Origin of the sequence: Candidatus Tremblayella phenacoccinincola, from assembly GCF_002682985.1 — a bacterium.
Lineage (GTDB): Bacteria > Pseudomonadota > Gammaproteobacteria > Burkholderiales > Burkholderiaceae > Tremblaya > Tremblaya phenacola_C.
This window is the reverse complement of record NZ_MKGN01000019.1, coordinates 1-22,535: the sequence shown is the minus strand read 5'-3', so window position 1 is coordinate 22,535 and position 22,535 is coordinate 1. Positions and strand designations below refer to the sequence as shown.

34 protein-coding genes and 1 pseudogene are annotated in these 22,535 nt (G+C 38.8%); all 35 read left to right on the top strand.

From position 1 onward, the window contains the following. Positions 1 to 18 precede the first annotated feature (18 nt). A pseudogene (rpoC, locus tag TPPER_RS01115) lies at positions 19 to 4,008 on the top strand (DNA-directed RNA polymerase subunit beta'); the annotation flags it as partial. Between the two features lie 13 nt (positions 4,009 to 4,021). Then, positions 4,022 to 4,396: a 30S ribosomal protein S12 gene (gene rpsL, locus TPPER_RS01110; RefSeq protein ID WP_099336929.1), complete on the top strand. Its 375-nt coding sequence runs from the start codon at positions 4,022 to 4,024 to the stop codon at positions 4,394 to 4,396. 17 nt (positions 4,397 to 4,413) lie between these two features. Continuing rightward, a complete protein-coding gene (gene rpsG / locus TPPER_RS01105; protein ID WP_099336928.1) occupies positions 4,414 to 4,881 on the top strand; it encodes a 30S ribosomal protein S7 in 468 nt (155 codons plus the stop codon). Positions 4,882 to 4,888: 7 nt separating this feature from the next. Next, positions 4,889 to 7,006 (top strand): elongation factor G, encoded by a 2,118-nt coding sequence (fusA, locus tag TPPER_RS01100; protein WP_099336927.1) that lies wholly within the window; start codon positions 4,889 to 4,891, stop codon positions 7,004 to 7,006. A 5-nt stretch (positions 7,007 to 7,011) separates the two neighbouring features. Next, complete coding sequence (tuf, locus tag TPPER_RS01095; RefSeq protein WP_099336926.1) at positions 7,012 to 8,202, top strand: elongation factor Tu; 1,191 nt, start codon at positions 7,012 to 7,014, stop codon at positions 8,200 to 8,202. A 30-nt stretch (positions 8,203 to 8,232) separates the two neighbouring features. After that, positions 8,233 to 8,529: a 30S ribosomal protein S10 gene (gene rpsJ / locus TPPER_RS01090; RefSeq protein ID WP_236859557.1), complete on the top strand. Its 297-nt coding sequence runs from the start codon at positions 8,233 to 8,235 to the stop codon at positions 8,527 to 8,529. Then, positions 8,516 to 9,172, top strand: a complete 657-nt coding sequence (gene rplC, locus TPPER_RS01085; RefSeq protein WP_099336925.1) for a 50S ribosomal protein L3 — start codon at positions 8,516 to 8,518, stop codon at positions 9,170 to 9,172. Before rpsJ ends, rplC begins: the two co-directional genes overlap by 14 nt. Next, positions 9,172 to 9,819, top strand: coding sequence for a 50S ribosomal protein L4 (gene rplD / locus TPPER_RS01080; protein WP_099336924.1), 648 nt, complete (start codon positions 9,172 to 9,174; stop codon positions 9,817 to 9,819). Before rplC ends, rplD begins: the two co-directional genes overlap by 1 nt. Continuing rightward, the gene (locus TPPER_RS01075; protein ID WP_099336923.1) at positions 9,819 to 10,109 is read left to right on the top strand and encodes a hypothetical protein; all 291 of its coding nucleotides are present in this window, start codon (positions 9,819 to 9,821) and stop codon (positions 10,107 to 10,109) included. Before rplD ends, TPPER_RS01075 begins: the two co-directional genes overlap by 1 nt. After that, the gene (gene rplB / locus TPPER_RS01070; RefSeq protein WP_099336922.1) at positions 10,103 to 10,858 is read left to right on the top strand and encodes a 50S ribosomal protein L2; all 756 of its coding nucleotides are present in this window, start codon (positions 10,103 to 10,105) and stop codon (positions 10,856 to 10,858) included. Before TPPER_RS01075 ends, rplB begins: the two co-directional genes overlap by 7 nt. A gap of 1 nt (position 10,859) precedes the next feature. Then, on the top strand, positions 10,860 to 11,162 hold the full coding sequence (gene rpsS, locus TPPER_RS01065) for a 30S ribosomal protein S19 (RefSeq protein WP_099336921.1): 303 nt from the start codon (positions 10,860 to 10,862) through the stop codon (positions 11,160 to 11,162). Between the two features lie 46 nt (positions 11,163 to 11,208). Continuing rightward, positions 11,209 to 11,541 (top strand): large ribosomal subunit protein uL22, encoded by a 333-nt coding sequence (locus tag TPPER_RS01060; protein WP_186787054.1) that lies wholly within the window; start codon positions 11,209 to 11,211, stop codon positions 11,539 to 11,541. A gap of 6 nt (positions 11,542 to 11,547) precedes the next feature. After that, entirely contained in the window at positions 11,548 to 12,195 is a 648-nt protein-coding gene (rpsC, locus tag TPPER_RS01055; RefSeq protein WP_099336919.1) for a 30S ribosomal protein S3, read from the top strand. Then, complete coding sequence (rplP, locus tag TPPER_RS01050) at positions 12,182 to 12,589, top strand: 50S ribosomal protein L16 (RefSeq protein WP_099336918.1); 408 nt, start codon at positions 12,182 to 12,184, stop codon at positions 12,587 to 12,589. Before rpsC ends, rplP begins: the two co-directional genes overlap by 14 nt. A gap of 33 nt (positions 12,590 to 12,622) precedes the next feature. Further along, the gene (locus TPPER_RS01325) at positions 12,623 to 12,787 is read left to right on the top strand and encodes a hypothetical protein (RefSeq protein WP_186787053.1); all 165 of its coding nucleotides are present in this window, start codon (positions 12,623 to 12,625) and stop codon (positions 12,785 to 12,787) included. Positions 12,788 to 12,806: 19 nt separating this feature from the next. After that, a complete protein-coding gene (rpsQ, locus tag TPPER_RS01040) occupies positions 12,807 to 13,052 on the top strand; it encodes a 30S ribosomal protein S17 (RefSeq protein ID WP_099336916.1) in 246 nt (81 codons plus the stop codon). Position 13,053: 1 nt separating this feature from the next. Next, positions 13,054 to 13,422, top strand: a complete 369-nt coding sequence (gene rplN, locus TPPER_RS01035; RefSeq protein ID WP_099336915.1) for a 50S ribosomal protein L14 — start codon at positions 13,054 to 13,056, stop codon at positions 13,420 to 13,422. Further along, positions 13,422 to 14,018, top strand: a complete 597-nt coding sequence (gene rplE, locus TPPER_RS01030) for a 50S ribosomal protein L5 (RefSeq protein ID WP_236859556.1) — start codon at positions 13,422 to 13,424, stop codon at positions 14,016 to 14,018. The genes rplN and rplE overlap by 1 nt, the downstream gene beginning before the upstream one ends. Then, on the top strand, positions 14,011 to 14,316 hold the full coding sequence (gene rpsN / locus TPPER_RS01025) for a 30S ribosomal protein S14 (RefSeq protein ID WP_099336914.1): 306 nt from the start codon (positions 14,011 to 14,013) through the stop codon (positions 14,314 to 14,316). The genes rplE and rpsN overlap by 8 nt, the downstream gene beginning before the upstream one ends. Positions 14,317 to 14,321: 5 nt before the next feature. Then, complete coding sequence (gene rpsH / locus TPPER_RS01020) at positions 14,322 to 14,717, top strand: 30S ribosomal protein S8 (protein ID WP_099336913.1); 396 nt, start codon at positions 14,322 to 14,324, stop codon at positions 14,715 to 14,717. A gap of 4 nt (positions 14,718 to 14,721) precedes the next feature. Beyond that, complete coding sequence (gene rplF, locus TPPER_RS01015) at positions 14,722 to 15,258, top strand: 50S ribosomal protein L6 (protein ID WP_099336912.1); 537 nt, start codon at positions 14,722 to 14,724, stop codon at positions 15,256 to 15,258. Continuing rightward, positions 15,255 to 15,617 (top strand): 50S ribosomal protein L18, encoded by a 363-nt coding sequence (locus TPPER_RS01010; protein WP_099336911.1) that lies wholly within the window; start codon positions 15,255 to 15,257, stop codon positions 15,615 to 15,617. The genes rplF and TPPER_RS01010 overlap by 4 nt, the downstream gene beginning before the upstream one ends. Before the next feature lie 37 nt (positions 15,618 to 15,654). Further along, on the top strand, positions 15,655 to 16,143 hold the full coding sequence (gene rpsE, locus TPPER_RS01005) for a 30S ribosomal protein S5 (protein WP_099336936.1): 489 nt from the start codon (positions 15,655 to 15,657) through the stop codon (positions 16,141 to 16,143). Continuing rightward, on the top strand, positions 16,140 to 16,355 hold the full coding sequence (locus tag TPPER_RS01000) for an uL30 family ribosomal protein (RefSeq protein WP_099336910.1): 216 nt from the start codon (positions 16,140 to 16,142) through the stop codon (positions 16,353 to 16,355). The genes rpsE and TPPER_RS01000 overlap by 4 nt, the downstream gene beginning before the upstream one ends. Next, complete coding sequence (gene rplO / locus TPPER_RS00995) at positions 16,342 to 16,689, top strand: 50S ribosomal protein L15 (protein WP_099336909.1); 348 nt, start codon at positions 16,342 to 16,344, stop codon at positions 16,687 to 16,689. The genes TPPER_RS01000 and rplO overlap by 14 nt, the downstream gene beginning before the upstream one ends. 23 nt (positions 16,690 to 16,712) lie before the next feature. Then, positions 16,713 to 17,837 (top strand): hypothetical protein, encoded by a 1,125-nt coding sequence (locus TPPER_RS00990; protein ID WP_186787052.1) that lies wholly within the window; start codon positions 16,713 to 16,715, stop codon positions 17,835 to 17,837. Positions 17,838 to 17,856: 19 nt separating this feature from the next. Continuing rightward, positions 17,857 to 18,102, top strand: coding sequence for a translation initiation factor IF-1 (gene infA / locus TPPER_RS00985; RefSeq protein WP_099336907.1), 246 nt, complete (start codon positions 17,857 to 17,859; stop codon positions 18,100 to 18,102). Then, on the top strand, positions 18,080 to 18,196 hold the full coding sequence (gene rpmJ, locus TPPER_RS00980) for a 50S ribosomal protein L36 (protein WP_099336906.1): 117 nt from the start codon (positions 18,080 to 18,082) through the stop codon (positions 18,194 to 18,196). Before infA ends, rpmJ begins: the two co-directional genes overlap by 23 nt. Further along, entirely contained in the window at positions 18,197 to 18,550 is a 354-nt protein-coding gene (gene rpsM, locus TPPER_RS00975) for a 30S ribosomal protein S13 (RefSeq protein ID WP_099336905.1), read from the top strand. Positions 18,551 to 18,564: 14 nt separating this feature from the next. Then, positions 18,565 to 18,954, top strand: a complete 390-nt coding sequence (gene rpsK, locus TPPER_RS00970) for a 30S ribosomal protein S11 (protein ID WP_099336904.1) — start codon at positions 18,565 to 18,567, stop codon at positions 18,952 to 18,954. 27 nt (positions 18,955 to 18,981) lie between these two features. Continuing rightward, entirely contained in the window at positions 18,982 to 19,596 is a 615-nt protein-coding gene (gene rpsD, locus TPPER_RS00965; RefSeq protein WP_099336903.1) for a 30S ribosomal protein S4, read from the top strand. Continuing rightward, complete coding sequence (locus TPPER_RS00960) at positions 19,586 to 20,248, top strand: DNA-directed RNA polymerase subunit alpha (protein ID WP_099336902.1); 663 nt, start codon at positions 19,586 to 19,588, stop codon at positions 20,246 to 20,248. The genes rpsD and TPPER_RS00960 overlap by 11 nt, the downstream gene beginning before the upstream one ends. 1 nt (position 20,249) lies before the next feature. Further along, entirely contained in the window at positions 20,250 to 20,600 is a 351-nt protein-coding gene (gene rplQ / locus TPPER_RS00955) for a 50S ribosomal protein L17 (protein ID WP_099336901.1), read from the top strand. 111 nt (positions 20,601 to 20,711) lie between these two features. Further along, on the top strand, positions 20,712 to 21,815 hold the full coding sequence (aroB, locus tag TPPER_RS00950; RefSeq protein ID WP_099336900.1) for a 3-dehydroquinate synthase: 1,104 nt from the start codon (positions 20,712 to 20,714) through the stop codon (positions 21,813 to 21,815). 230 nt (positions 21,816 to 22,045) lie between these two features. Further along, positions 22,046 to 22,228: a 30S ribosomal protein S21 gene (gene rpsU, locus TPPER_RS00945; RefSeq protein ID WP_099336759.1), complete on the top strand. Its 183-nt coding sequence runs from the start codon at positions 22,046 to 22,048 to the stop codon at positions 22,226 to 22,228. Positions 22,229 to 22,535: the final 307 nt, after the last annotated feature.

The window sequence follows — 22,535 nt, the reverse complement described above, 5'->3', positions numbered from 1 at the left end:
AATGATAAAGCGGTTGGGTCCGTTAGAATCAGTCTAGCGTCTCCTAGCAATATAAGAGCATGGTCATATGGAGAAGTTAAAACGTCTGACACCATCAACTATCGTACCCTGAGTCCTGAAAAAGATGGTCTGTTTTGTTGTAAGATCTTTGGACCCATTAAAAACTACGAATGCTTGTGTGGTAGATATCGTTATTTTAAATACAGAGGAATAGTATGTGAGAAATGTGGTGTTGAAGTAACCCTATCAAAAGCACGAAGAGAAAGGTTAGGCCATATAGAGCTTGTAGTTCCTGTTATACATTTGTGGTTCCTAAAAGCATCTCCAACTAACCTAAGCTCTATACTTAATGTGACTTCAAATGAAGCTGAGAAGGTAATCTATTTGAACGCTTACATTGTCACTGAACCTGGCAGTAGCTCTTTGAGACTAGGTTCAGTCATTTCAGAAGAAGAATATCAATACAGAACAAAGCTTCATAGTGGATGTTTTAAAGCTGAGACTGGTCCTGAAGGTGTTAAGAAGCTACTACGCTTAATAGATATAGAATCAGAAATGAGTAGCATTAGAGAATCCCTTGCAAGTGAAGTCCAGCTGTTTAAAACGAAACCTATGTTGAGTCGTTTGAGAGTCTTAGCGGCATTTAAAAAGCTAAGTGTTAATCCTGAATGGATGGTACTTAATGCCCTCCCAATACTACCTCCTGACCTCAGACCAATTATACCATTAGCAGAAGACAAGCTTGTAACTTCTGACCTGAATGAGCTATACAAAAAGGTAATAAACAGAAACAACCGACTGCGGAAGCTAATAGAGTTAAAAGCTCCTGATATAATGTTAAAGAATGAAAAGCGCATGCTTCAGGATTCGGTTGATGCTTTAATTGATAACAACAGGAAACCCAACCCGACACTTGGATCGAACAAGAAGCCTTTAAAGTCTTTGTCTGAACTACTGAGAGGAAAAGCTGGTCGGTTTCGTCAGAATCTATTAGGTAAGCGAGTTGACTATTCTGGCCGTTCAGTAATAACAGTAGAACCTAACCTTAAGATGCACCAATGTGGAATACCAAAAGCAATGGCTGTAGAGCTGTTCAAACCATTTATATTCGGGAAGTTGGGAAAGCTCGGTCTAACAGCAAATGTCAAAGCTGCAAGGAAGGAGATTGACAACAGGTCTTTAGCAGCTTGGAAAGCATTAGATGAAGCAGTTCGAGGCCGTTACGTTCTCCTGAACCGAGCACCAACTCTTCATCGACTTAGCATTCAAGCACTCGAACCAGTATTAGTAGAAGGCCATGCAATCCAACTTAACCCACTCGTATGTTCTGCTTTTAATGCAGACTTCGATGGAGATCAAATGGCAGTGCATGTGCCGTTATCACTGGAATCTCAACTGGAATCTAAACACCTCATCACTCCAAACAACAACCTTACATCAGTATCAAACGGACGTCCTATAATGATACCTGCTCAAGATATGGTTTTAGGGCTATACACATGTTCAATGCTACTTAAGAACACACATAGAAAAGGACCTCCTCTTTCCGATGCCAACGAAGCTATATATGTTCAGTCTAAAGATATTATGGACCTAGGCTGCTACATTAGAATTAGGATTAAAGAAACCATAAAACACAGAGGATCCTTCGAAGCCTTCTATATAGTTTGGTCCACAACTGTCGGTAGGGCAATCCTCTCCAAGCTTCTCCCTGCAAACATATTGTTCGATAGGTTAAACAGAACATTAAAAGCGAAAGAAGTAGCAGACATTGTTCAAGCTTCTATACTCAGGAGTTCTAAACAGGCCACCATTAGTTTTATAGAACAGCTTATGCAATGTGGATTTAACATAGCAACTATATCTGGTATTTCAATTAGCATTGAAGACATGCTTACACCAAAAGAGAAAGATGGAATAACGTTAAGTGCTTGGGATGCGGTTGAAGACCAGAACTTGCAATACTATAACAGACTAACAACTCAGCTAGAGCGTTACAATGGTCTAATGGAAATATGGTCCAAAGCTTCAGACTATGTAAAGAACTCTCTGCTGTTTGAACTATCTAAAACAACCAAACCAAACCCAATATACGCTATGGTTAATTCAGGTTCTAGAGGTTCAACAGATCAAATAAAACAGATAACAGGAATGAGAGGCTTAATGGTAAAACCAGACGGAACAATCCTTGAGACTCCGATTACTGCAAACTTCCGCGAAGGCCTAACCACATTACAATACTTCATATCTACACACGGAGCCAGGAAAGGACTTACTGATACAGCACTTAAAACAGCTAACTCAGGCTATTTAACACGCAGGCTAGTTGATGTAGCTCAGAAGATTGTAGTTACAGAATGGGACTGTGGCTCGAACACTGGCATAAATGCTCTGATCACTTTAAAGAACAAACATGAGCTAGGGCATGTATCAAGTTGGTCTCTTGGTAGGTTCTGTTCTTCTGGAATTATATCAACAGCCGGTGAAGTAATATGTGATGCTGGCACTCTTATTGAACAGGCTACGTTAGAAACTTTAATGGAACCCAACATTGATACCTTCCACATTCGAACTCCATTAACATGCAGTTCACAGGGTGGTCTATGTGCTATGTGCTATGGGTGTGATGTAAGTACAGGTATTCCTATTAGCATTGGGGAAGCAGTAGGAGTTGTTGCTGCTCAATCTATAGGTGAACCTGGTACGCAGCTGACAATGCGGACTTTCCATGTTGGAGGAGTGGCTTCATATGATACTTGGTCGAACGTTAAAGCTGAAAGCAAAGGTGTTATATATATACATTGTTCGCTTAGGCTAGTGTCGAATAGAACTCAGGAAAGGCTGTCTATATCTAAGGCAGGTAAGCTGATAATACTAACCAGAACCAAGGAAGTACAACGTAATTTCTATGTACCGTATGGGTCTGTGGTTTTATTCAAAGAGCTCGAACATGTGGATCGAAAGGATGTTCTATATACGTGGGATCAGTTTAATAAACCATTCATCGCAGAGACCGACGGGGTGATTAAGCTTAGGCATTTTGTGAACAATGAAGCGGTTCAACTCCAACCCACTAAGACTCGAAAAGCTAAGACTACCTTTATAATAAGGAACGCAAAGGGACCAAAAAGACCTACTCTTGAACTGCTCAATCCAAACGGTTATTCAAGGAAGTTATTACTGATGCCAGGAACCATTGTTATATCGGATGTCGTTCAATACGTAGCTGTTGGACAGGTTGTAGCTTATGTGCCATTTAACGCTAAAAAGAATAGAGACATAACAGGTGGCTTGATGCGTATTACTGATGCTTTTGAGACTAGAATACAAAAGGACACAAAAGTACTTACCACAGTTCCAGGCTTTGTTTCCGTTAAACCTGATTCAGTCGTTGTCCTAAAAGCAATCATTACTAGCATTAACACTAATAACTCAAAAGCTGAGATATTATCATTGAGCTCTGAAACCCGAATTGATGTCCAAAATGGACAGTACGTTAAAAAAGGAGACTCATTGACTGATGGAACAATAAACCCTTTTGTAGTTTTAAAGACGCTTGGTTCTGAAGTATTGCTGGTTTCCATTACAACTGAAATACAAACTATATATCAAACACAAGGAGTGAACATAAACAGCAAACATATAGAGGTCATTGTAAAACAAATGCTAAGGTACGTTAGGGTTATCTCCAAAGGGAGTGCTTCATTCTATATTGGAGAACAGCTTGAAAGAACAAGAGTAGACCAAGGAAACAAAGCTCTATTGAGTATTGGACACAATATAATAAGCTATGAATACGTTCTTCAAGGGATAACAAAGTCTTCTTTATCTACATGTTCTTTTATATCAGCTGCATCTTTTCAAGAAACCACAAGAGTATTAGCCAAAGCAGCCAGCTTTGGAGAACAAGATTATCTATTAGGTCTTAAGGAAAACGTTATAGTAGGTAGAATGGTGCCAGCTGGGACCGGATATATTTATCATAAACACATAAAGGAAACCCACTAACGAGAGTTCATATATGCCAACGATAAACCAGCTAGTCAGGAACGGTAGAAGATCGTATAAGAAGAAAAGCAAAAGTCCAGCATTACATGGTTCCCCACAGAAAAGAGGCGTATGTACTAAAGTATACACCACAACTCCCAAAAAGCCAAACTCTGCTTTAAGAAAGGTTGCAAAAGTAAAGCTTGTTAATGGTTCTGAAGTAATATCTTATATCGGTGGAGAAGGCCATAATCTCCAAGAACATTCAATGGTTTTAATTAGAGGTGGCCGAGTTAAAGACTTACCAGGAGTTCGTTATCATATAATCCGAGGTAGCTTAGACTCAAAGGGTGTTAAAGACAGAAAAAGATCTCGTTCTAAATATGGGACAAAGAAGAGCAATCCTTAACCAGATAACCATTGAACATGTCTAGAAAAAAGAAAACATATAAAGCTCATTCCTGCACAGACTATAAATATAGAAGCTTAGAAGTTTCAAAGCTCATAAATGTGTTAATGAAGTCTGGGGAAAAGACGAAAGCAGAGAACATAGTTTATTCAGTCTTAAGCATGATACATTCAAATCAGGAAAGGTCTCTAGAGGTCTTCCTTCAAGCTTTAGAAAACATTAAGCCATTAGTTGAAGTTAAAAGTAAAAGAGTTGGGGGTGCTAACTATCGCATTCCAGTAGAAGTTAAACACACCAGAAGAACCACTTTGGCTTTACGATGGCTTAAAACAGCATCTACCATTCGGAGTGAAAAAACAATGAGTTTAAAGCTATACAAGGAACTAATGGACGCACTAACCAAAAAAGGTACTGCTATAAAATACCGAGATGAAATGCATAAGCTAGCAGAAGTCAACAAGGCCTTCAGTCATTTTAAGTTCTAGCAGTTAGATGTCTAGAAATACACCAGTCTCTCATTGTAGAAACATAGGCATCAGCGCACATATTGACGCTGGTAAAACCACCACTACTGAACGGATATTATATTATACAGGTGTTAACCATAAGCTCGGAGAAGTTCACGAAGGTACCGCTACTATGGACTGGATGGAACAAGAACAAGAGCGAGGCATAACTATTACCTCAGCAGCCACTACCACTTTCTGGTCTGGGATGTCAGGACGCAAAGAGCTGCATCGAATTAACATCATTGACACCCCAGGACATGTAGACTTCACTATCGAAGTTGAACGCTCAATGCGAGTGCTTGATGGTGTGTGTATGGTTTATTGTGGAGTAGGTGGTGTTCAACCTCAGTCTGAAACAGTATGGCGTCAGGCAGTAAAACATAAGATTCCTCGGGTTTGCTTTGTTAACAAGATGGATAGACAGGGTGCAAGCTTTAACAACGTATGCCAACAGCTTAAAACAAAACTAAAAGCTAATCCAGTTCCAGTCACACTCCCATTGTACAATGGATGTCAGTATATAGGCCTAATAGATTTAATACATATGAGAGCAGTCGTTTGGGATGATGCTTCAAAAGGCGTAAAGTACGAATACAAAGAAATACCAGAGAAGTCTCGAAAGTATGCTGAAGAGTGGCGTAAGAGCCTGATTGAATCAATAGCAGAATACGATGAAAGCTTTTTAGAAAGGTATCTATATGGCGATATACACAGTAATAGCATAAACAATGAAGAAGTTAAATCATTGTTAAGAAAACAAACCATCAGTGGACAAGCTCAACCAATGCTGTGTGGGAGTGCTTTCAAAAACAAAGGAATCCAAATGCTACTAGACGCAGTTATTGACTACTTACCGTCTCCTTTAGAGATACCCCCAATTACAGGAGAATCTTCTATTGGTAAAGGAATGGTTAGTAGAACGGCATCAGATGAAGAAGGCTTCTTAGCCATTGTATTTAAAATAATGGCTGATCCTTTTGTTGGACTGTTGGTATTCCTGAGGGTGTATTCTGGTAGAGCTAGGACAGGAGAAACAGTGTTAAACGCTTCCAAGAACAAAAAGGAAAGAATCGGAAGGATACTTCAAATGCATGCTAACTCTAGAGAAGACATATCTGAACTTAGGACTGGTGACATTGCAGCTGTAGTTGGGTTAAAAGCTGCATCCACAGGCGACACTCTCAGTGACCTAGCCAACCCTATAGTCTTAGAGCAAATAGATGTTCCAACTCCAGTAATATCACAAGCAATAGAGCCCAACACAAAAAGCGACCAGGAGAAGCTAGGAACCACTTTAAGTCGCTTAACACTAGAAGATCCATCCTTCAAAACATATACCGAGAAGGAGTCAGGCCAAACAATAATAGCAGGTATGGGAGAACTACATTTGGAAATATTAGTTGAACGCATGAAACGAGAGTTTGGTTTGTCTGTTAAAGTAGGAAAACCTCAAGTCTCATACAAAGAAACAATTAAAACCAAAAGCGGTAAGATCGAAGGTAAGTTTATTAAGCAAACAGGAGGTAGAGGTCAGTATGGGCATGTGGTAGTCATTGTCGAACCGAATAAGAACAAAGGCTATGTATTCCAAGACCAGATTAAAGGCGGAGCTATACCTAAAGAATACATAGCATCAGTCAGTAAAGGAATCCAAGACACACTAAGAGCTGGAATCGTTTCTGGTTATCAAGTCATAGACGTAAAAGCCTCTCTTGTGTTTGGTTCTTACCATGATGTTGATTCAAGTGAACACGCATTTAGAATGGCAGGTGCTATTGCGAGTAAAAAGGCCTTACTTAGTTGTAACCCAGTTCTACTAGAACCAATAATGATGGTAGATATCGAAACACCTGAAGAATATCTTGGAAGCATTGTAGGGGACATATTGGCACGAAGGGGTCTAGTTCAGTCCGCTAGTGAAACCAGCTATAATATAAAGGTAGTTAAGTCTGAAGTTCCATTGTCCTCAATGTTTGGCTATTCAACAGCCTTAAGATCAATGACCCAAGGACGTGCAACATACTCAATGAAGTTTAACCGTTATAATGAAGTGAAAAAAGATATGCTTGAGAGGCTTAACCTTAAAACCCTTAACTTTTAACTAACATGGCTAAACCCAAATACGAAAGGAAGAAAGTACATATTAATGTTGGTACTATTGGGCACGTAGATCATGGTAAAACTACTCTAACAGCTGCAATAACAACCGTTTTGTCCTCTAAGTTCGGTGGGGAAATAAAGAGATACGAAGATATAGACGCAGCCCCTGAAGAACGATCCAGAGGAATTACAATTAATACTGCACATATTGAATATGAAACTAAACACAGACACTATGCACATGTTGATTGTCCAGGTCACGCTGACTACATAAAGAACATGATCACTGGAGCTGCTCAAATGGATGGGGCAGTTCTTGTATGTTCCGCAGCTGATGGACCGATGCCTCAAACAAGAGAGCATGTCCTTTTAGCTAGACAAGTAGGAGTACCTCACATCATTGTATATCTAAACAAATGTGATACCGTTTCTGATGAAGAACTGTTGGAACTAGTGGAAATGGAAGTTAGAGAGCTATTGTCAAAATACGGGTTTCCAGGTGAAACAGTCCCTATTATCAGAGGTTCTGCTAAGTTAGCATTGGATGGAGACAAAGGAGCTTTAGGAGAAGGTTCCATACTGAAGCTTGCTGAAGCATTGGATGGGTATATTCCAGAACCTAAAAGACCAATTGACAAACCATTCCTAATGCCAGTAGAAGATGTTTTCTCTATATCTGGCCGAGGTACGGTTGTGACTGGTAGAGTGGAAAGAGGCACAGTTAAACCTGGAGAAGAAGTAGAAATAGTTGGACTAAGAAGCACGGTAAAAACTATATGTACTGGTGTTGAGATGTTTAGAAAGTTATTAGACCTAGGACAAGCAGGGGATAATGTTGGTATCTTACTCAGAGGCGTTAAACGTGAAGATGTAGAACGAGGACAAGTGTTATCTAAACCAGGAACGATAACTCCTCACATTAACTTTTCAGCTGAAGTGTACATATTAAATAAAGGCGAAGGAGGGAGACACACACCGTTTTATAGTAACTACAGGCCTCAATTCTATTTCCGAACCACTGATGTTACTGGCTCTATAGAACTTCCAGATGGTGTTGAAATGGTAATGCCAGGAGATAACGTCCACATATCTGTTTCTCTTATTGTCCCTATTGCAATGGAGGAAGGGCTCCGTTTTGCAGTTAGAGAAGGCGGTAAAACAATTGGGGCAGGCTTAGTTACAAGAATCATAAAGTAAATGAACATTGGGGTTGGGATGCTTCCTAGTATGATTAGAATAAAGGTTAAGTCATTTAATCGGAATCTTATATGTAGGTTTATAAAACAAGTTGTTAATATGGTCGTAAAGACTGGTTCACATCTAAACGGACCGATTCCACTTCCTAGGAAAGTACAAAAGATTACTGTTCTTAGGTCTCCGCATATCGATAAAAAAGCAAGAGACCAACTAGAAATACGAACCCACAAGAGATTGCTTTTGATAACACATCCAACCATAAATACGGTTGAGCTTTTGATGAGAATGGATATACCCGCTGAACTGCATATTAGTGTTAATCTCTAACCTTGGTAAACCTATGGATGCTCTGTATTTGACCTGTATTAAGTTAGGTATGACTCGTATATTTAAAAAAGACGGTAAAGTTGTTCCAGTATCAATATTAAACACTTCAGGTAATGCTCTATCTCAAAGAAACCCATATGAACAGAAGACACATCTCATATTCTCTTCACGTTCAAAACCTAGTCTGAATAGAGCTCAGTTAGGACAATACATAAAATACAATTACAGCTTAGGAACCACCTTAAAAGAATCTAATCCTCTCAAAGAGATATGTAAGAGCTTGTGCTTGTTTAACAATGAAGAGCACCCACTGAGTAAAGTATTGTACGTTGGCAGAAAGGTAGCTGTTAAAGGACGCTGCATTGGTAAAGGGTTTGCTGGAACGATTAAACGATATAGCTTCAACTCTGGTAGAGCGACACATGGAAACTCTAAATCACATAATGTCCCAGGCTCTACAGGAATGAACCAAAGTCCGGGTAAAGTATTTAAAAGGAAAAAGATGGCAGGTCATTTGGGCACATGCTTAGTTACCGTTAAAAGCTTAGAAATCTGTTATGTATCTAGAGTCCTAGGGTTTGTTCTAGTGAAGGGTGCTGTCCCAGGTTTCAAAGGTAGCAGTCTTTCAATGAGGTTGGTGTGATGAGGTTAAACATATTATCCTTTGAAAGTGGAATAAGCTATGTTGGTTCTGTGTCTTTAAGTGATTCTATATTTGCTTTAAAACCAAACAATACGTTAATACACCAAGTAACAACCTCATATCGGTCTAACTCAAGAATAGCTCAAAGTGTTCAGAAAAGTAGATCCAGCGTGAAACACAGTACCAGGAAACCTTGGGTCCAAAAAGGTTCAGGACGCGCAAGAGCGGGTATGTCCTCTAGTCCTATATGGAGAGGTGGAGGTAGAGCCTTTCCATGTTCCTTGTACAAAAGATATTCAGTTAAGATTAACAAGAAAGCATACAAGAAAGCACTACAATACATACTCTCTGACTTCGTGACAAAAGATAAGCTATTCATTGTAAATGAAGTATTAGTCCTTTCAACTAAAACAAGATTAACCCTAACCTCGAATATGTATATGAATATAGCTATACAGAGGCCACCAAGGCCAGTATTAATCGTTGTTGAAAAGACAGAAATGAATGTTGAAATGTACTTAGTCCTTCGGAATGTCAGAGGAGTTTCAACTATGTCGTATGCTGAAGTTAACCCATACAATCTACTTCTGTTCAACAAAGCCTTCTTTACTTTAAAAGGCATCCTCAAGCTTCAGGAATCTCTTTGATGAAAAGCCCCAACCAATACACAATAATAAAGAACCGATTGCTTACGTCTAAATTAAGCAGTAACTACATTGTACTTGAAGTTAGCAAAGGAGTTTCCAACCATAAGCTTAAAGAAGCACTACATCTAATACTCGGTCCTATACATGTCAGTATCAGTTCGCTTAAAGTGCCTTCTCACAAACGGTTACTTAAGAACAAACCCACACAACAAAAGCTCTTAAGGGAAAAGCTATTGAAGAAGACATACGTTCGTTTAACTAACATCTTACCAAGAGCCTATGTATGCTAATCAAGAACAGTCCTTACCCAATGCTCCTAAGAACGGAAAGAAAGAGCTCAGGTCGTAATAACATTGGTACGATCACAGTCAGACACAGAGGCTGCGGTCACAAAAGACTCTATAGAACAATAGACTTCTATAGAAACAAAGACTACATTTTAGGGAAGGTAGAAAAGAATGAATACGATCCCAACAGAAGTGCTAACATAGTTTTAGTTCTATACGCAGATGGAGAAAGGCGCTACATCATTGCCCCAAACAGATTACCCATTGGGTCTGTTATTGTTTCTGGTAGAAGCGTACCATCTCAGATTGGTAACAGCTTGTCAGTCGGTCTCATATATTCGGGAACAAACGTGCATTGTATCGAGTTAGTGCCAGCTAATGGTGCAAAGCTTTCTAGAGCAGCTGGTTCATATGCGACTATTATATCAAACGCTAGTCATTACACACAGGTTAGGTTAATGTCTGGAGAAGTGAGGCTAATAAACAAGGAGTGTCGAGCAACCGTTGGTATCGTAGGTAATATTAAACACAGCTTATCTAGGCTTGATAAGGCAGGTAAGAGAAGGTGGTTGGGAATAAGACCAACTGTTCGAGGCGTAGCAATGAATCCAATTGACCATCCTCATGGTGGTGGTGAAGGTAAAACCACCTCTGGACGACATCCTGTAAGTCCTTGGGGTACCCCAACTAAAGGCTTTAAAACTAGAAACAACAAGCAGTCTGACTCGTATATCATAAACAAAAGGAGGTAATATGGCTCGTTCGATATCCAAGGGACCATTCTGTTCACCTTCGCTTCTAAATAGAGTTAGTCGAGTCTTAAAGCTTAGTTTAAAAGAAAGGATTAAAACCTGGTCTAGACAATCTGTAGTTATTCCTGATCTCGTTGGTTTAACTGTTCTTGTCCACAACGGTAAGCTACATATGCCTATACATATACTTGAAGAAATGGTTGGCCATAAGCTAGGAGAGTTTGCGCCAACACGAGTCTTTCACGGACATTCTAAGGAAAAGCAACCAAGAACTAAGGAGAGACATGATAGGTTGAAAAAGTAACGGAAACAATGTCCTTTAATTCCAACCCCCAATAATAGCTATGAGTATGAATACAAAGGTAATATACAGATGTATCCAAATGTCAGCTCAAAAGGTTAGGTCATTAAGCAGAGGTCTCAACAATGTGTCAGCTTCCAAGGCCACAGATATATTATCTTTTCACAAAAGGAAGGCTGCCTGTTTACTTAAGAGGTTGATTCAATCTGCAGTTCAGAACATAGTGTACATCCACAGCACCAACGTTACAAACCTGAAGATTAAAGCTATTAATGTTGATAAAGCCTCTTCCAGACTAAAACCCAGTCCTCGTGCCAAAGGCAGAGTAAACTACTTAGAAAAGCAAAGCTGCCATGTTTCTATTATAATTGAGGTTAGCTGATACTATATGGGACAAAAGGTTAATCCTAACGTTTTTAGGGTGTGTGCTAGGTTTGATTGGAACTCCAGATGGTTCGCAAACAGATATTCTTTCCCAGTCTTTCTAAAGGAGGACATTAAGTTAAGACGTATCTTAAAAGATAAGCTTAGGAGAACAGCTGTAGGGAGAGTCATGATTGAAAGAACTCCTAAGCTCATAAAGATAGTTGTACATAGTTCGAAGCCTGGTACTATTATTGGTAAGAAAGGAGGGGATATTGATGCTTTAAAGACAGAGGCTAAACTCCTGGCGCAAACCCCAGTAAATATATCAGTAGAAGAAATATCAAAGCCAGACTTGGATGCTAGGTTAGTTGCTGAAAACATATCTGAACAGCTAGAGAAAAGAGTATCAGTTAAACGGATCATTAAACGAGTTGTTAGTGGAGCCATACGACAAGGTGCGCTAGGTATAAAAGTAATGTGCGCTGGTCGTTTAGGTGGCGCTGAAATAGCGCGTAAAGAGTGGTATAAGGAAGGTAAAATACCGCTTCAGACTCTGAACGCTGATATTGATTATGCAACGTCCAAAGCCAAAACTACTTACGGTTCTATTGGTGTTAAGGTATGGATATACAAAGGTAGCCTTAAGGAATGTTCTTATGTTACAACCTAGGAAAAGGAAGTTCCGTAAAGACAAGAAGGGTCGAAATAAAGGCATAGCTCAAAGTGGAGTAAACGTTTCATTTGGAGAGCTTGGGTTGAAAACAGTATCAAGAGGTAGACTAACAGCTAAACAAATAGAAGCAGCAAGACGTTCTATAACACACCACCTGAAGAGAGGAGGTAAAGTATTAACCCGAGTATTTCCTGATAAGCCTGTTACAAAAAAGCCTGCTGAAGTTAGAATGGGTAATGGTAAAGGAAGTCCTGATCACTATGTATTTGTAGCACAGCCCGGAAAGATATTGTATGAAGTAAGCGGTACGGAACCATTAGCAGCCAGGAAAGCATTAATGTTAGCGGCTGCTAAGCTGTCTCTAAAAACGAAGATTGTTTGTAGAGTTTAGATGGATGGAGAGGCTTTCTACTGTGTACGTACGTTGAAGCAAGAACTCAATATGCTAGTGAATCTTCTGTTAACATCCAATTCCAGAACCAACGTATATAAAGCTAATCCTCAATTAACATCTGGCTGTCCCATCACTAGGATAAGGCTATTGAATAGTTTATTACGTCGTTTAACAATAAGTCCACAAACCCACTAATCTCAAAAGGAACTTCAATATGGTACATACAATAAAAGCTGTGGTTAGTTCAAGAAAGAGTAACAAAACCATTACCGTAACAACCAACACTAAACACAAACACAGTCTGTACAATAAATATATATCCAAAAGGAAAAGACTTCAAGTACATGACGAAAACAACCTGTTTAAAGTTGGAGATCTAGTACATATAACGAATGTTAAGCCTATCTCTAAAACTAAGTCTTGGACGGCATTGTTTGCTTTTAACAGCAGCTACAAGTAAGATGATACAAACAGAATCTGTATTGAACGTTGCTGATAACTCAGGTGCTAAAGCGGTAGTCTGTATTAAAGTATTGGGAGGTTCAAAGCGAAGATATGCTAATATCGGATGTATAATAAAAGTAAGTATTAAAGAAGCAGTTCCAAAGGGAAAGATTAAAAAAGGAGAAGTCCACAGTGCACTGATTGTTAGAACAAAAAAGGGTATATATAGACCTGATGGTTCAACTATTAGGTTTGATGATAACTCTGTTGTCTTGTTGAACTGCAAATATGAACCTATCGGAAGCAGAGTATTTGGACCTGTGGCAAGAGAACTTAAAGACTTGAGCTTTGTTAAAGTAACTTCTTTAGCACAGGAGGTTCTGTAATGCTAAACCCAAAGCAAGAAGCCATATCGAAGAACATGAACTACAACTACAGACTTAAAATACATCGCTTAGGTTCAAAGACAGCTATCTTGACCAAGCTCTATATGAACACCTCTTATATGCAGTTACCTAGGTTAGTTAAAGTTGTTTTAACTGTGGGTCTTGGAAAAGCTAGAACTGAAAAGATAAAGGTTGAAAAGCTATCAGAGAGTTTATCCAATATCTCAGGACAAAAGCCTGTAACTACAAAGGCCTCTAAAGCTGTTGCCAACTTTAAGATTAAGCAAGGTGAACCAGTCGGGTTAAAGGTAACTATCAGAAATGAACGGATGTTTGACTTCTTAGATAAGCTAGTTAATATAACATTACCAAGAATAAGGGACTTTAGAGGAATACCAACTAAGTCCTTCGATACGTATGGAAACCTGAACATAGGCATATTAGAACAGCTGGCTTTCCCTGAATTCAACTATGCCGAAGGTAGCGTAGACAGCGGAATGAACATCTGCATAGTAACGAAGACCAAGTCCCAAGAAAGCGCAAAACACTTATTAACCCTCTTTAACTTTCCATTTAAGGACACCGTTCATGGCTAAAACATCAGTAATAGAAAGAGAAAAGAAACGAGCTATGCTGAGAGTAAAACACTTCGCTTATCGTAGTTTGCTAAAAAGCTTACTTAGGAACTCCACAGTTAATTCTGTCGAAAAGCAAACCATACGTACAAAGCTTCATAAGTTACCAAGAGACTCAAGCGATGTAAGAAGAAGAAGCCGTTGTTTTGTTACAGGTCGTGCAAGAGGCGTATTCAGGTGCTTTGGGCTTGCAAGAATGTGTATTAGAGAGCTTGCTTTTAACGGTGAAATACCTGGTCTTGCACTTTCGAGCTGGTAGCGAAGATGAACAGAGACTCCGTTTCAATACTTTTAACGAACATCAGGAACGCACAAGCTACAAAGAAGGTTCAGGTGGTTGTTCCATTTACAGAGATAATATGCTCCATATTAAGAACCTTGAAAAGAGAAGGATACATAAATACCTTCTTTGTATGTAGTTCTAGCAAGAGGCATCTAAAGATAGTCATAGTGTTAAAGTATATGGACGATAAGCCTGTTATCAGCTGCATAACCCAAATATCCAAACCGGGTCTGAGAGTATACACTAAACACACCAATATAAAGCCTCATCTGAATGGTCTTGGAATAACTATCCTTGCTACATCCAAAGGTACGATCACTGATAAGCTAGCGAAGAAACTTAACGTAGGAGGTGAAGTGATATGTCATATTTCATAGTAATATGAAAAGCTCTCGTATCGGCAGAATACCCATACCATTAAACAATGTGCATGTGAATGCTGGAGATCCTTTTCAGGTAACTGGCCCTCTAGGAGTTCTTACATTAACTGTACCTTCGGTAATAAAGATTAAGCTCTACCAGACAATGATAAAAGTAACCCCAGTCTTTAGCAACCAAAGAGCTTCTGCAATACAAGGAACTGTTCGAACACTAATTTCGAATATGGTAGCTGGGGTTACTGTAGGCTTTAGAAAGGTTTTAGTATTAAACGGTGTTGGCTTTCGGGTTTCAATTAGGAATAACATATTAACTTTGTCGTTAGGTTATTCACATCCTATTATATATTGTGTGAATAGGAACATTAAGCTCCATCTTATATCTCCTAGTGAGTTGGAAGTGTTTGGAGTGGATAAACAGCTGGTTGGTCAAACATCTGCAGATATAAAGAGGTTCCATCCTATCGAACCATACAAAGGCAAAGGAATAAGGTTTATTAACGAAACGGTTAACTTGAAAGAGAGGACAAAAAAGAAATGAAGCACTTAACCACAAAGAGCCTAGTATTAACAAAACCTAAACGAACAAGAACTAAGTCTAAAAAGATATCCTTATTCAGGTTGGTAACTTATAAATCAAATGTACATCTTTATGCACATGTTGTTTCTGAAGAAGGTAACCACATAGTTACTGGAATTTCTACTATAGCAGCTTTCAAATATATAGACATCAGGCTAAGAAAAAATAGGTTTGGTGCCTCGTTGGTCGGTAAACTGATCGCAACCCGAGCTGTTTCCATTGGAGTTAATAGGATTACTTTCGATAGGTCTGGGTTTCAATACCATGGGTTAATACAGAATATAGCTGAATCAGCAAGATGCTATGGACTTCAGTTTTAACCATAGCTATATAATAACCATAAACCCATATACTAAAATGCATAAGTCATTAGAGTTGGTGTTTGAAAGATTAATTACCATCAATAGAGTTACGAAGGTAGTGAAAGGCGGACGTATATTAAGCTTCACAGCATTAGTTGTAGTTGGAGACGGTTGCGGTAGTCTTGGCGTTGGTAAAGGCAAATCAAGAGAAGCGTCATTAGCCGTACAAAAAGCTGTTAACAATGCTAAAAGGAATATCATTAAAGTATCTGTGTTGGGAAATACAATCACTCACAAAGTCGTTGGTAAATGCGGAGCTGCGGTTGTTATATTAGTTCCTTCAAAAAAAGGTAGGGGAGTCATAGCGAGTAACCATGTAAGGTCTGTGTTTAGCGTAGTAGGTATTAACCATGTGGTCGCTAAATGCCATGGCTCAAATAATCCGTTCAATGTTATACCAGCAGTATTAGATGGTCTAATGAAGCTGAACAACTTGAACTACATATATCGTAAAAGAGGAGTTTCTCCATTCAAAAGCCAATGACAACATATAAGAAGATCTTGGTGCAGTTGGTAAGGAGCTTAATATCAGTTAGTAGTAAACATAGAGCATACATTAGAACATTAGGATTGCGTAAGCTATGGTCCTTCAGGATTGCTTCTAATAATAAACACACCGTAGATCTGATTAAGAAGGTTCCATATTTGGTAAAGGTCCTCAACATTAAACACCCCGAAGGAAATGAAACTAAATGAACTAAAACCAACTGTTCGTTACAAACAGAGCGTTAGGCTTGGTCGAGGACTGGGTTCTAAGAAAGGGAAAACATCAGGTAGGGGCCACAAAGGTCAAAAGTCTAGAACAGGAGGCACAGTTAAAACATCTTTTGAGGGTGGTCAAACACCAATTCAAAGAAGAGTTCCAAAGCTTGGTTTCACAAGATATATAAGAAAGCATCTAATTAACCTGAACTATAACAAAACCTTAAAGGTAGATCTTTGCTATGACACTGTTTCAAACATGCTTTTGAGACGCTTTAACTTGGTTGGGAATAATGCTAAGACCATCAGAATATATAGTCAAGGGTAAGAGAGATTAACATGCCTATGGATATGTGCTACAGTAGCTACTCGTTAAAGCACCTTCTTAAAGTAGGTCCTATGCTTTTCATATGTCGTTTAGCTATGTACATACCCATTCCCCTAAGCTACTCATCAAAGGCAATCCGTCCTGAACCCAACACAAACAAGATAACACCGCTTATGGCTTTGCAGCTGTTCATGAAAGTAGCTTTAACAGCCTTATTAAACCCAACTCCTGAAGTATATATATTGCTAGTTAGGTTACTAATTCTACTATACACTTCTATTGAGTCTACAGCTACCTTACGGTTCTCCACGCTCCAGGTTGGGATTACAGCTGTGGGGTTAGTGGGTTTGTTAACGGTTGGTTCAATGGTTCTAATGTGGATGAATGAGCATATAAACATGGATGGTCTTGGTGGATCTTCTTTAGTTATTCTGTTTAGGCTATTAGCATATGTGCCTAGCGGGTTGCTTTTACTGAAAACATCCATTGGTAAGAACCCAACAGCTAGCTTCTTGTTTCTAACTGTTCTTGGTTTGCTGGTTTACTTTAGCATCTTAACAGAGCTTACATCACAAAGACTAACAGCCTGGCATCAGATGTCTGACAGAAAGCACACTTCTTACTGTTATGTTAAGCTGGTTCCAGTAAGCATATTCCCTTTAGCGTTAGCTGGTGTTACGGCAGTTCTTCAGGTTAGTTTAGCTGAGAAGATATGTGTAGTTTGTGGTTCGTATTTTAAATGGATGTGCATTCAGGATCTTATTAAACCCATTGAGACGTCCTGTGATGTTTTGACTCAGGTTGGTTTAATGGTCTATTTTTGTGTTATAGTCACAAGATGGGATGTGAAGACTAACTATGGTTCAAGCTGCCTGAAAAGAAGTGGAGCTATCATTGGTTTTCTTAGGTCTGGTTTAAAACCTAAAGAATACTTAGCCTATATATTTAGGGATATATACATTACTAAAACACTGTGCATAGCTTTAGGATGTGGTGTTATTAGGTTGTTATCTTTATTTACTAAACAGAGCTTTGTGCTAACTGATTCCTCGTTTATAGTTCTTATAGCTGCTTCTTTGGTTCTAACAGAACATTTGAAGTTCTATGCTAACTTCATACAATGCCTAAGGTTCTTTAAAACATGCTAATATAATATATGAGGTGTGTATGCCAAAAGCCAAACCTGTTCAGATGCATGGAGAAGTGATCGAAAGCCTTTCAAATACTAACTTCAGAGTTAGGCTGGAGAATAGCCACGTGGTTTTAGCTTACGCTTCTGGAAAGATGAGGCTACATTTTATTAAGATATTACCTGGAGATATGGTGACTGTTGAGATTAGTCCGTATGATCCTTTGAGAGCCAGAATAGTATTCAGGTCTAAACCTAACCATGAAAGTGGCAGCTTCAGTTAAAGTAATATGTAAGCTGTGTAGAGTGGTAAGGAGAAAAGGTGTAGTTAGGGTTTTATGTAGTTCTAACCCAAAGCATAAACAGAGGCAGGGTTAAGTGGTTAGACTTATTGGAGTTAACATACCAAGTAACAAATCTGTAGAGACTGGGTTAACATATATACACGGCATTGGAAGAAGCCTATCGAGGAGTGTCTGTTCTGAAGTTGGTGTTGATCCTAACAGTAAAGTAGTTAGCTTAAGTGAAAGTAGACTGGTGGCTATAAAAGAAGCTGTGAGTAAGTACTTAGTGGAAGGGGATCTCAAACGGTTGGTAGCTTTAAACATTAAGCGTCTAATTAACATTAACTGCTACAGAGGCATACGTCATAGGAAAAGGTTACCAACTAGAGGCCAAAGAACGAGAACAAATGCCAAGACTAGGAAGAATAGTAAACCCCTCAACAACTAAGGATTCTACTGACAATGTACAAACCAAAAGATAAGCAGCTAAGACCCGCTTCCAATAAGGTTCTGGATGGAATAGCGTATATACATGCTACCTTTAACAACACTATTATAACCATTACCTCAAATGATGGAGCTGTTCTGTTTTGGTCTTCGACAGGTAAACATGGTTTTAAGGGATCTAAAAAAGCAACTCCGTTTTCTGCACAAGTAACAGCTGACTCTGTAGGTAAAGCAGCTGTAGACTATGGAATGAAAGCGTTAAAAGTAAAAGTAAATGGACCAGGCACTGGAAGAGAGTCTGCCATTAGGTCATTATACAGCTCAGGCATCAAGATAATATCTTTAGAGGACGTCACGTCTATACCTCATAATGGATGTCGCCCATCAAAACGTAGAAGGGTTTAATATACAATCTAAAGGAGGAAGCTACCAATGTCTAAATATATAGGACCTAAACAAAAGCTTTCCAGAAGAGAAGGCTGTGATCTCTTTTTAAAGAGTGGTAGTCGTTCGTTTGAGGAAAAGTGTAAATCTAGAACTAAGCCAGGACAACAGAGTAAACACGTACTGAAGAGTAGCAGCTATGGAATTCAACTCCGTGAAAAGCAAAAGACTAAACGGACATATGGAATCTCAGAAAGACAGTTCCTAATATACATACGAAATGCTATTAAAACAAACAATGAAATAGGATCTCTTCTACTACATTCATTGGAATCTAGGTTAGATAATATTGTGTACAGACTGGGGTTTAGCGTAACAAGAGCTGAAGCACGTCAACTAATAGCACATAAAGCCATCTTGGTAAACAACAGAGTAGTGAACATTCCTTCATATTCAGTTAAACCAGTAGACTCAATTAAGATTCACGATAGGGCTAAAACCCAAAGTAGAATAACAAATGCTATCAGGATACATCAGAAAGTACCAAGCTGGTTGGCCGTAGATCATTCATTATTGGAAGGCTCGTTTAAACACATGCCAACCCGCAAAGAGATGCCAGTAGGTCTAAACGAAAGGTTAATATTTGAACTATATGGAAGCTAGAATGTTGATACCTCAAATAGTCTCCATTACAGCTCGAGGATGCAACATATCCCAGTTCTCAATAGAGCCTCTTGATAGAGGTTATGGTGATACGCTAGGTTGTGCATTAAGACGTACTTTACTGACTTCAGTATGTGGAACTGCTGTTACGGAAGTAGAAATAGTTGGCTCTTCAAACGAGTTCTCTTCAGTTGCTGGTATAGCGGAAGATTCTATGCAGTTAGCTTTAAATATAAGGAGTGTTGTTTTTAAACTGGACGTACATACTGAATCACTAGTTCTCACTCTACGTAAAACAAACCCAGGAGTAGTATATGCTAGAGATATACAAACGGACTACAGATGTCAGGTAGTTAATCCCAATCATATAATATGTCATTTGGATTCAGGAAGACTGAGCACGCATATTAAGATTCAGAAAGGTTGGGGTTATGTTCCTAAATACAATGGGTTATGTTGGAATAATGGTAAGTTAATATTGGATGCTTTTTATTCACCAGTTAAAAACGTTAGCTATTCTGTCAGTCTCATTAAATATAGCTTCGAGAGGTTAGTCCTAAACATTGAAACAAATGGTTCAGTTACTCCGTCAGAATCACTAAGACAGTCTATACATATTCTTAAATCTCAGCTATCATTACTCTCTGTATAATATGAAGCACAGCCTATCTTTAAAGAAGCTGAATAGAAAGACCAGCCATAGGTTATCGTTGTTTAAAAACCTAACACATTCACTTATAACAAGGGAACGCATATATATCTGTTTTGTAAAGGCAAAGAGTCTTAGAAAAGTCATTGAACCAATAATTACACATAGTAAAAAGAAAACAGTAGCTAACATTAGAACAGTGATGGAACAGCTAAACAATGAAAGCTGCGTTAGGAAAGTCTTTAACATTCTAGGACCCAGATATCTTCAAACAAAAGGAGGATACATCCATATTATTAAGTCACATATCCGTAAAGGAGATAAAGCAGTTGTTAGTATGGTGGAACTAATATGATAACTACCTAGAACCAGTCAAGACAATATAGACACCATTCCGAAAGAGTAGCACATCCTATTCATATTAACATTCTTCAATAACAAACCAATCTAAGAAGGAGAGCCTGCTATGTGTTTTACTAAAAGAGATCTTCGGTATGTAGGTATGCAGGCTCAGAACTCCTGGGATTTCTTAACGTATGAAAACATCAAGAACTTGGTACTAATCACTAATAACTCAGTGGATAGTTTATGTAGACTCAAACGACTACGAAGTTCCAAAAGAAATAGGAATAGTCTTAAAGTAACAAAGATCATTATTGGAGTTGGAGAGCGATACAAACGGTTAAGGTTCTTCATCGGTATACTCAAAGCTCTTTTATATGAGGAACTAAACAGAGACACGAAGGTAGTATCTTTTGGAGGTGGGGTACTTGGTGACATTGCGGGTTTTATTGCCTCCTGCTATATGCGTAGTGTTAAGTTAATACACATCCCAACAACTCTTTTAGCTCAAGTAGACTCATCTATTGGGGGCAAGAATGGTCTGAACACCGCGTTTGGAAAGAATCTTGTTGGAGCTCTACATATGCCTGGCAGAGTGATATTAGACATATCGAACCTAAGCACTTTATCTCAACGAGAGTGGGTCTCAGGGTTAGCAGAAGTTATTAAGATAGGAGCTGCACTTGATGGAGACTATTTTAAATGGCTTGAGAAGGTGATGTTTAATATACTGGACCGAAAGATGAGTGTTGTTATAGGTATGATTAAACATGCTTGTTTACTTAAACTAAACGTTACTACATCAGATTCTCGAGAGATAGGTGTGCGTTCTGTTTTAAACTTTGGACATACATTTGGACATGCAATAGAATCTTACCTCTCGTATCAAAAGTGGTTACATGGAGAAGCAGTTAGCTGTGGAATGGTGATTGCTTCTGACATCTCTTTTAGGTTAGGGTTAGTTGAGTTAAGTGTTCATCGTAGGTTGATACGTTTGTTATCCATCTGTCGTTTACCTATATATATGCCTAGCGGGTTGAAAGTAGAATCTTACCTAAAAGCATTAAGTGTTGATAAGAAGAGTATTAATGGGTTGGAGCGAGCTTGTAATGTTGTTTTAATTAAAGGCTTAGGGCAAGGATTAATATTAACAGTGAGTGCTTCTTCATTGGAGTCTCTTATATTGAGGAACCGAACCGTTGGGTACAAGGCCGTTGAGAACATATAGATTGGTGTTAGGCATGCTTGGGAGGAGCTATGTTTATTGTTCTAATGACTAGGTCGGTTCGGGAGCTGTTAATGGTTCTTTATAGAGTGTTCATATATCTCTATCATATACTCCAAGGAACACCAGCTTCATCTTACCAAGAATACCTGCTTAACCAATAGCTGTTTATAACTAAAGACATCAACATGAGACATGTGGGAGGACTTCCCGTATATCACTAGGAGCTCTATATGAGTATTGTTATTATAAAGGATGTCGAACCATTTGAAATAGCCATACGTCGGTTCAAGAGGATGGTTGAGCGTAGCGGCTTACTAAGTGAAGTACGTTCTAGGTTATATTATGAAAAGCCAACCTCTGAACGGAAAAGAAAGAAGGTAACAGCAGCAAGGAAGCATATCAAGAAGTCCTAATAATATGTGCTAACAGAAAGAGGGGGGGAAAGAGCCTGATGGTTGTCCGAACCTAACCAATAAGAACATCTGAAGTATCCTGAAGTCTCTTTTGCCTCTGTGTTATGATGTGTTGGTCTTGACTGGGGTATCTGCTTATGACTAACCTAAGCTACATATATTAATGCATTAGTAGAACCAAGTTAGAAGTAGTTAGACATAAGATATCCATAAAGGGGAACAGCTTCTACTAGACAACCATAACCACCTCCCCATAGTGGATCTAACGCACCTAACACTCCTAACAGCTAGCTCCTCTACATCATAT

Coding starts and splice junctions, on each gene's coding strand:
- rpsL (WP_099336929.1), top strand. CDS start 4,022: ATGCCAACGATAAACCAGCTAGTCAGGAACGGTAGAAGATCGTATAAG.
- rpsG (WP_099336928.1), top strand. CDS start 4,414: ATGTCTAGAAAAAAGAAAACATATAAAGCTCATTCCTGCACAGACTAT.
- fusA (WP_099336927.1), top strand. CDS start 4,889: ATGTCTAGAAATACACCAGTCTCTCATTGTAGAAACATAGGCATCAGC.
- tuf (WP_099336926.1), top strand. CDS start 7,012: ATGGCTAAACCCAAATACGAAAGGAAGAAAGTACATATTAATGTTGGT.
- rpsJ (WP_236859557.1), top strand. CDS start 8,233: ATGATTAGAATAAAGGTTAAGTCATTTAATCGGAATCTTATATGTAGG.
- rplD (WP_099336924.1), top strand. CDS start 9,172: ATGAGGTTAAACATATTATCCTTTGAAAGTGGAATAAGCTATGTTGGT.
- TPPER_RS01075 (WP_099336923.1), top strand. CDS start 9,819: ATGAAAAGCCCCAACCAATACACAATAATAAAGAACCGATTGCTTACG.
- rplB (WP_099336922.1), top strand. CDS start 10,103: ATGCTAATCAAGAACAGTCCTTACCCAATGCTCCTAAGAACGGAAAGA.
- rpsS (WP_099336921.1), top strand. CDS start 10,860: ATGGCTCGTTCGATATCCAAGGGACCATTCTGTTCACCTTCGCTTCTA.
- TPPER_RS01060 (WP_186787054.1), top strand. CDS start 11,209: ATGAATACAAAGGTAATATACAGATGTATCCAAATGTCAGCTCAAAAG.
- rpsC (WP_099336919.1), top strand. CDS start 11,548: ATGGGACAAAAGGTTAATCCTAACGTTTTTAGGGTGTGTGCTAGGTTT.
- rplP (WP_099336918.1), top strand. CDS start 12,182: ATGTTACAACCTAGGAAAAGGAAGTTCCGTAAAGACAAGAAGGGTCGA.
- rpsQ (WP_099336916.1), top strand. CDS start 12,807: ATGGTACATACAATAAAAGCTGTGGTTAGTTCAAGAAAGAGTAACAAA.
- rplN (WP_099336915.1), top strand. CDS start 13,054: ATGATACAAACAGAATCTGTATTGAACGTTGCTGATAACTCAGGTGCT.
- rplE (WP_236859556.1), top strand. CDS start 13,422: ATGCTAAACCCAAAGCAAGAAGCCATATCGAAGAACATGAACTACAAC.
- rpsN (WP_099336914.1), top strand. CDS start 14,011: ATGGCTAAAACATCAGTAATAGAAAGAGAAAAGAAACGAGCTATGCTG.
- rpsH (WP_099336913.1), top strand. CDS start 14,322: ATGAACAGAGACTCCGTTTCAATACTTTTAACGAACATCAGGAACGCA.
- rplF (WP_099336912.1), top strand. CDS start 14,722: ATGAAAAGCTCTCGTATCGGCAGAATACCCATACCATTAAACAATGTG.
- TPPER_RS01010 (WP_099336911.1), top strand. CDS start 15,255: ATGAAGCACTTAACCACAAAGAGCCTAGTATTAACAAAACCTAAACGA.
- rpsE (WP_099336936.1), top strand. CDS start 15,655: ATGCATAAGTCATTAGAGTTGGTGTTTGAAAGATTAATTACCATCAAT.
- TPPER_RS01000 (WP_099336910.1), top strand. CDS start 16,140: ATGACAACATATAAGAAGATCTTGGTGCAGTTGGTAAGGAGCTTAATA.
- rplO (WP_099336909.1), top strand. CDS start 16,342: ATGAAACTAAATGAACTAAAACCAACTGTTCGTTACAAACAGAGCGTT.
- TPPER_RS00990 (WP_186787052.1), top strand. CDS start 16,713: ATGTGCTACAGTAGCTACTCGTTAAAGCACCTTCTTAAAGTAGGTCCT.
- infA (WP_099336907.1), top strand. CDS start 17,857: ATGCCAAAAGCCAAACCTGTTCAGATGCATGGAGAAGTGATCGAAAGC.
- rpmJ (WP_099336906.1), top strand. CDS start 18,080: ATGAAAGTGGCAGCTTCAGTTAAAGTAATATGTAAGCTGTGTAGAGTG.
- rpsK (WP_099336904.1), top strand. CDS start 18,565: ATGTACAAACCAAAAGATAAGCAGCTAAGACCCGCTTCCAATAAGGTT.
- rpsD (WP_099336903.1), top strand. CDS start 18,982: ATGTCTAAATATATAGGACCTAAACAAAAGCTTTCCAGAAGAGAAGGC.
- TPPER_RS00960 (WP_099336902.1), top strand. CDS start 19,586: ATGGAAGCTAGAATGTTGATACCTCAAATAGTCTCCATTACAGCTCGA.
- rplQ (WP_099336901.1), top strand. CDS start 20,250: ATGAAGCACAGCCTATCTTTAAAGAAGCTGAATAGAAAGACCAGCCAT.
- aroB (WP_099336900.1), top strand. CDS start 20,712: ATGTGTTTTACTAAAAGAGATCTTCGGTATGTAGGTATGCAGGCTCAG.
- rpsU (WP_099336759.1), top strand. CDS start 22,046: ATGAGTATTGTTATTATAAAGGATGTCGAACCATTTGAAATAGCCATA.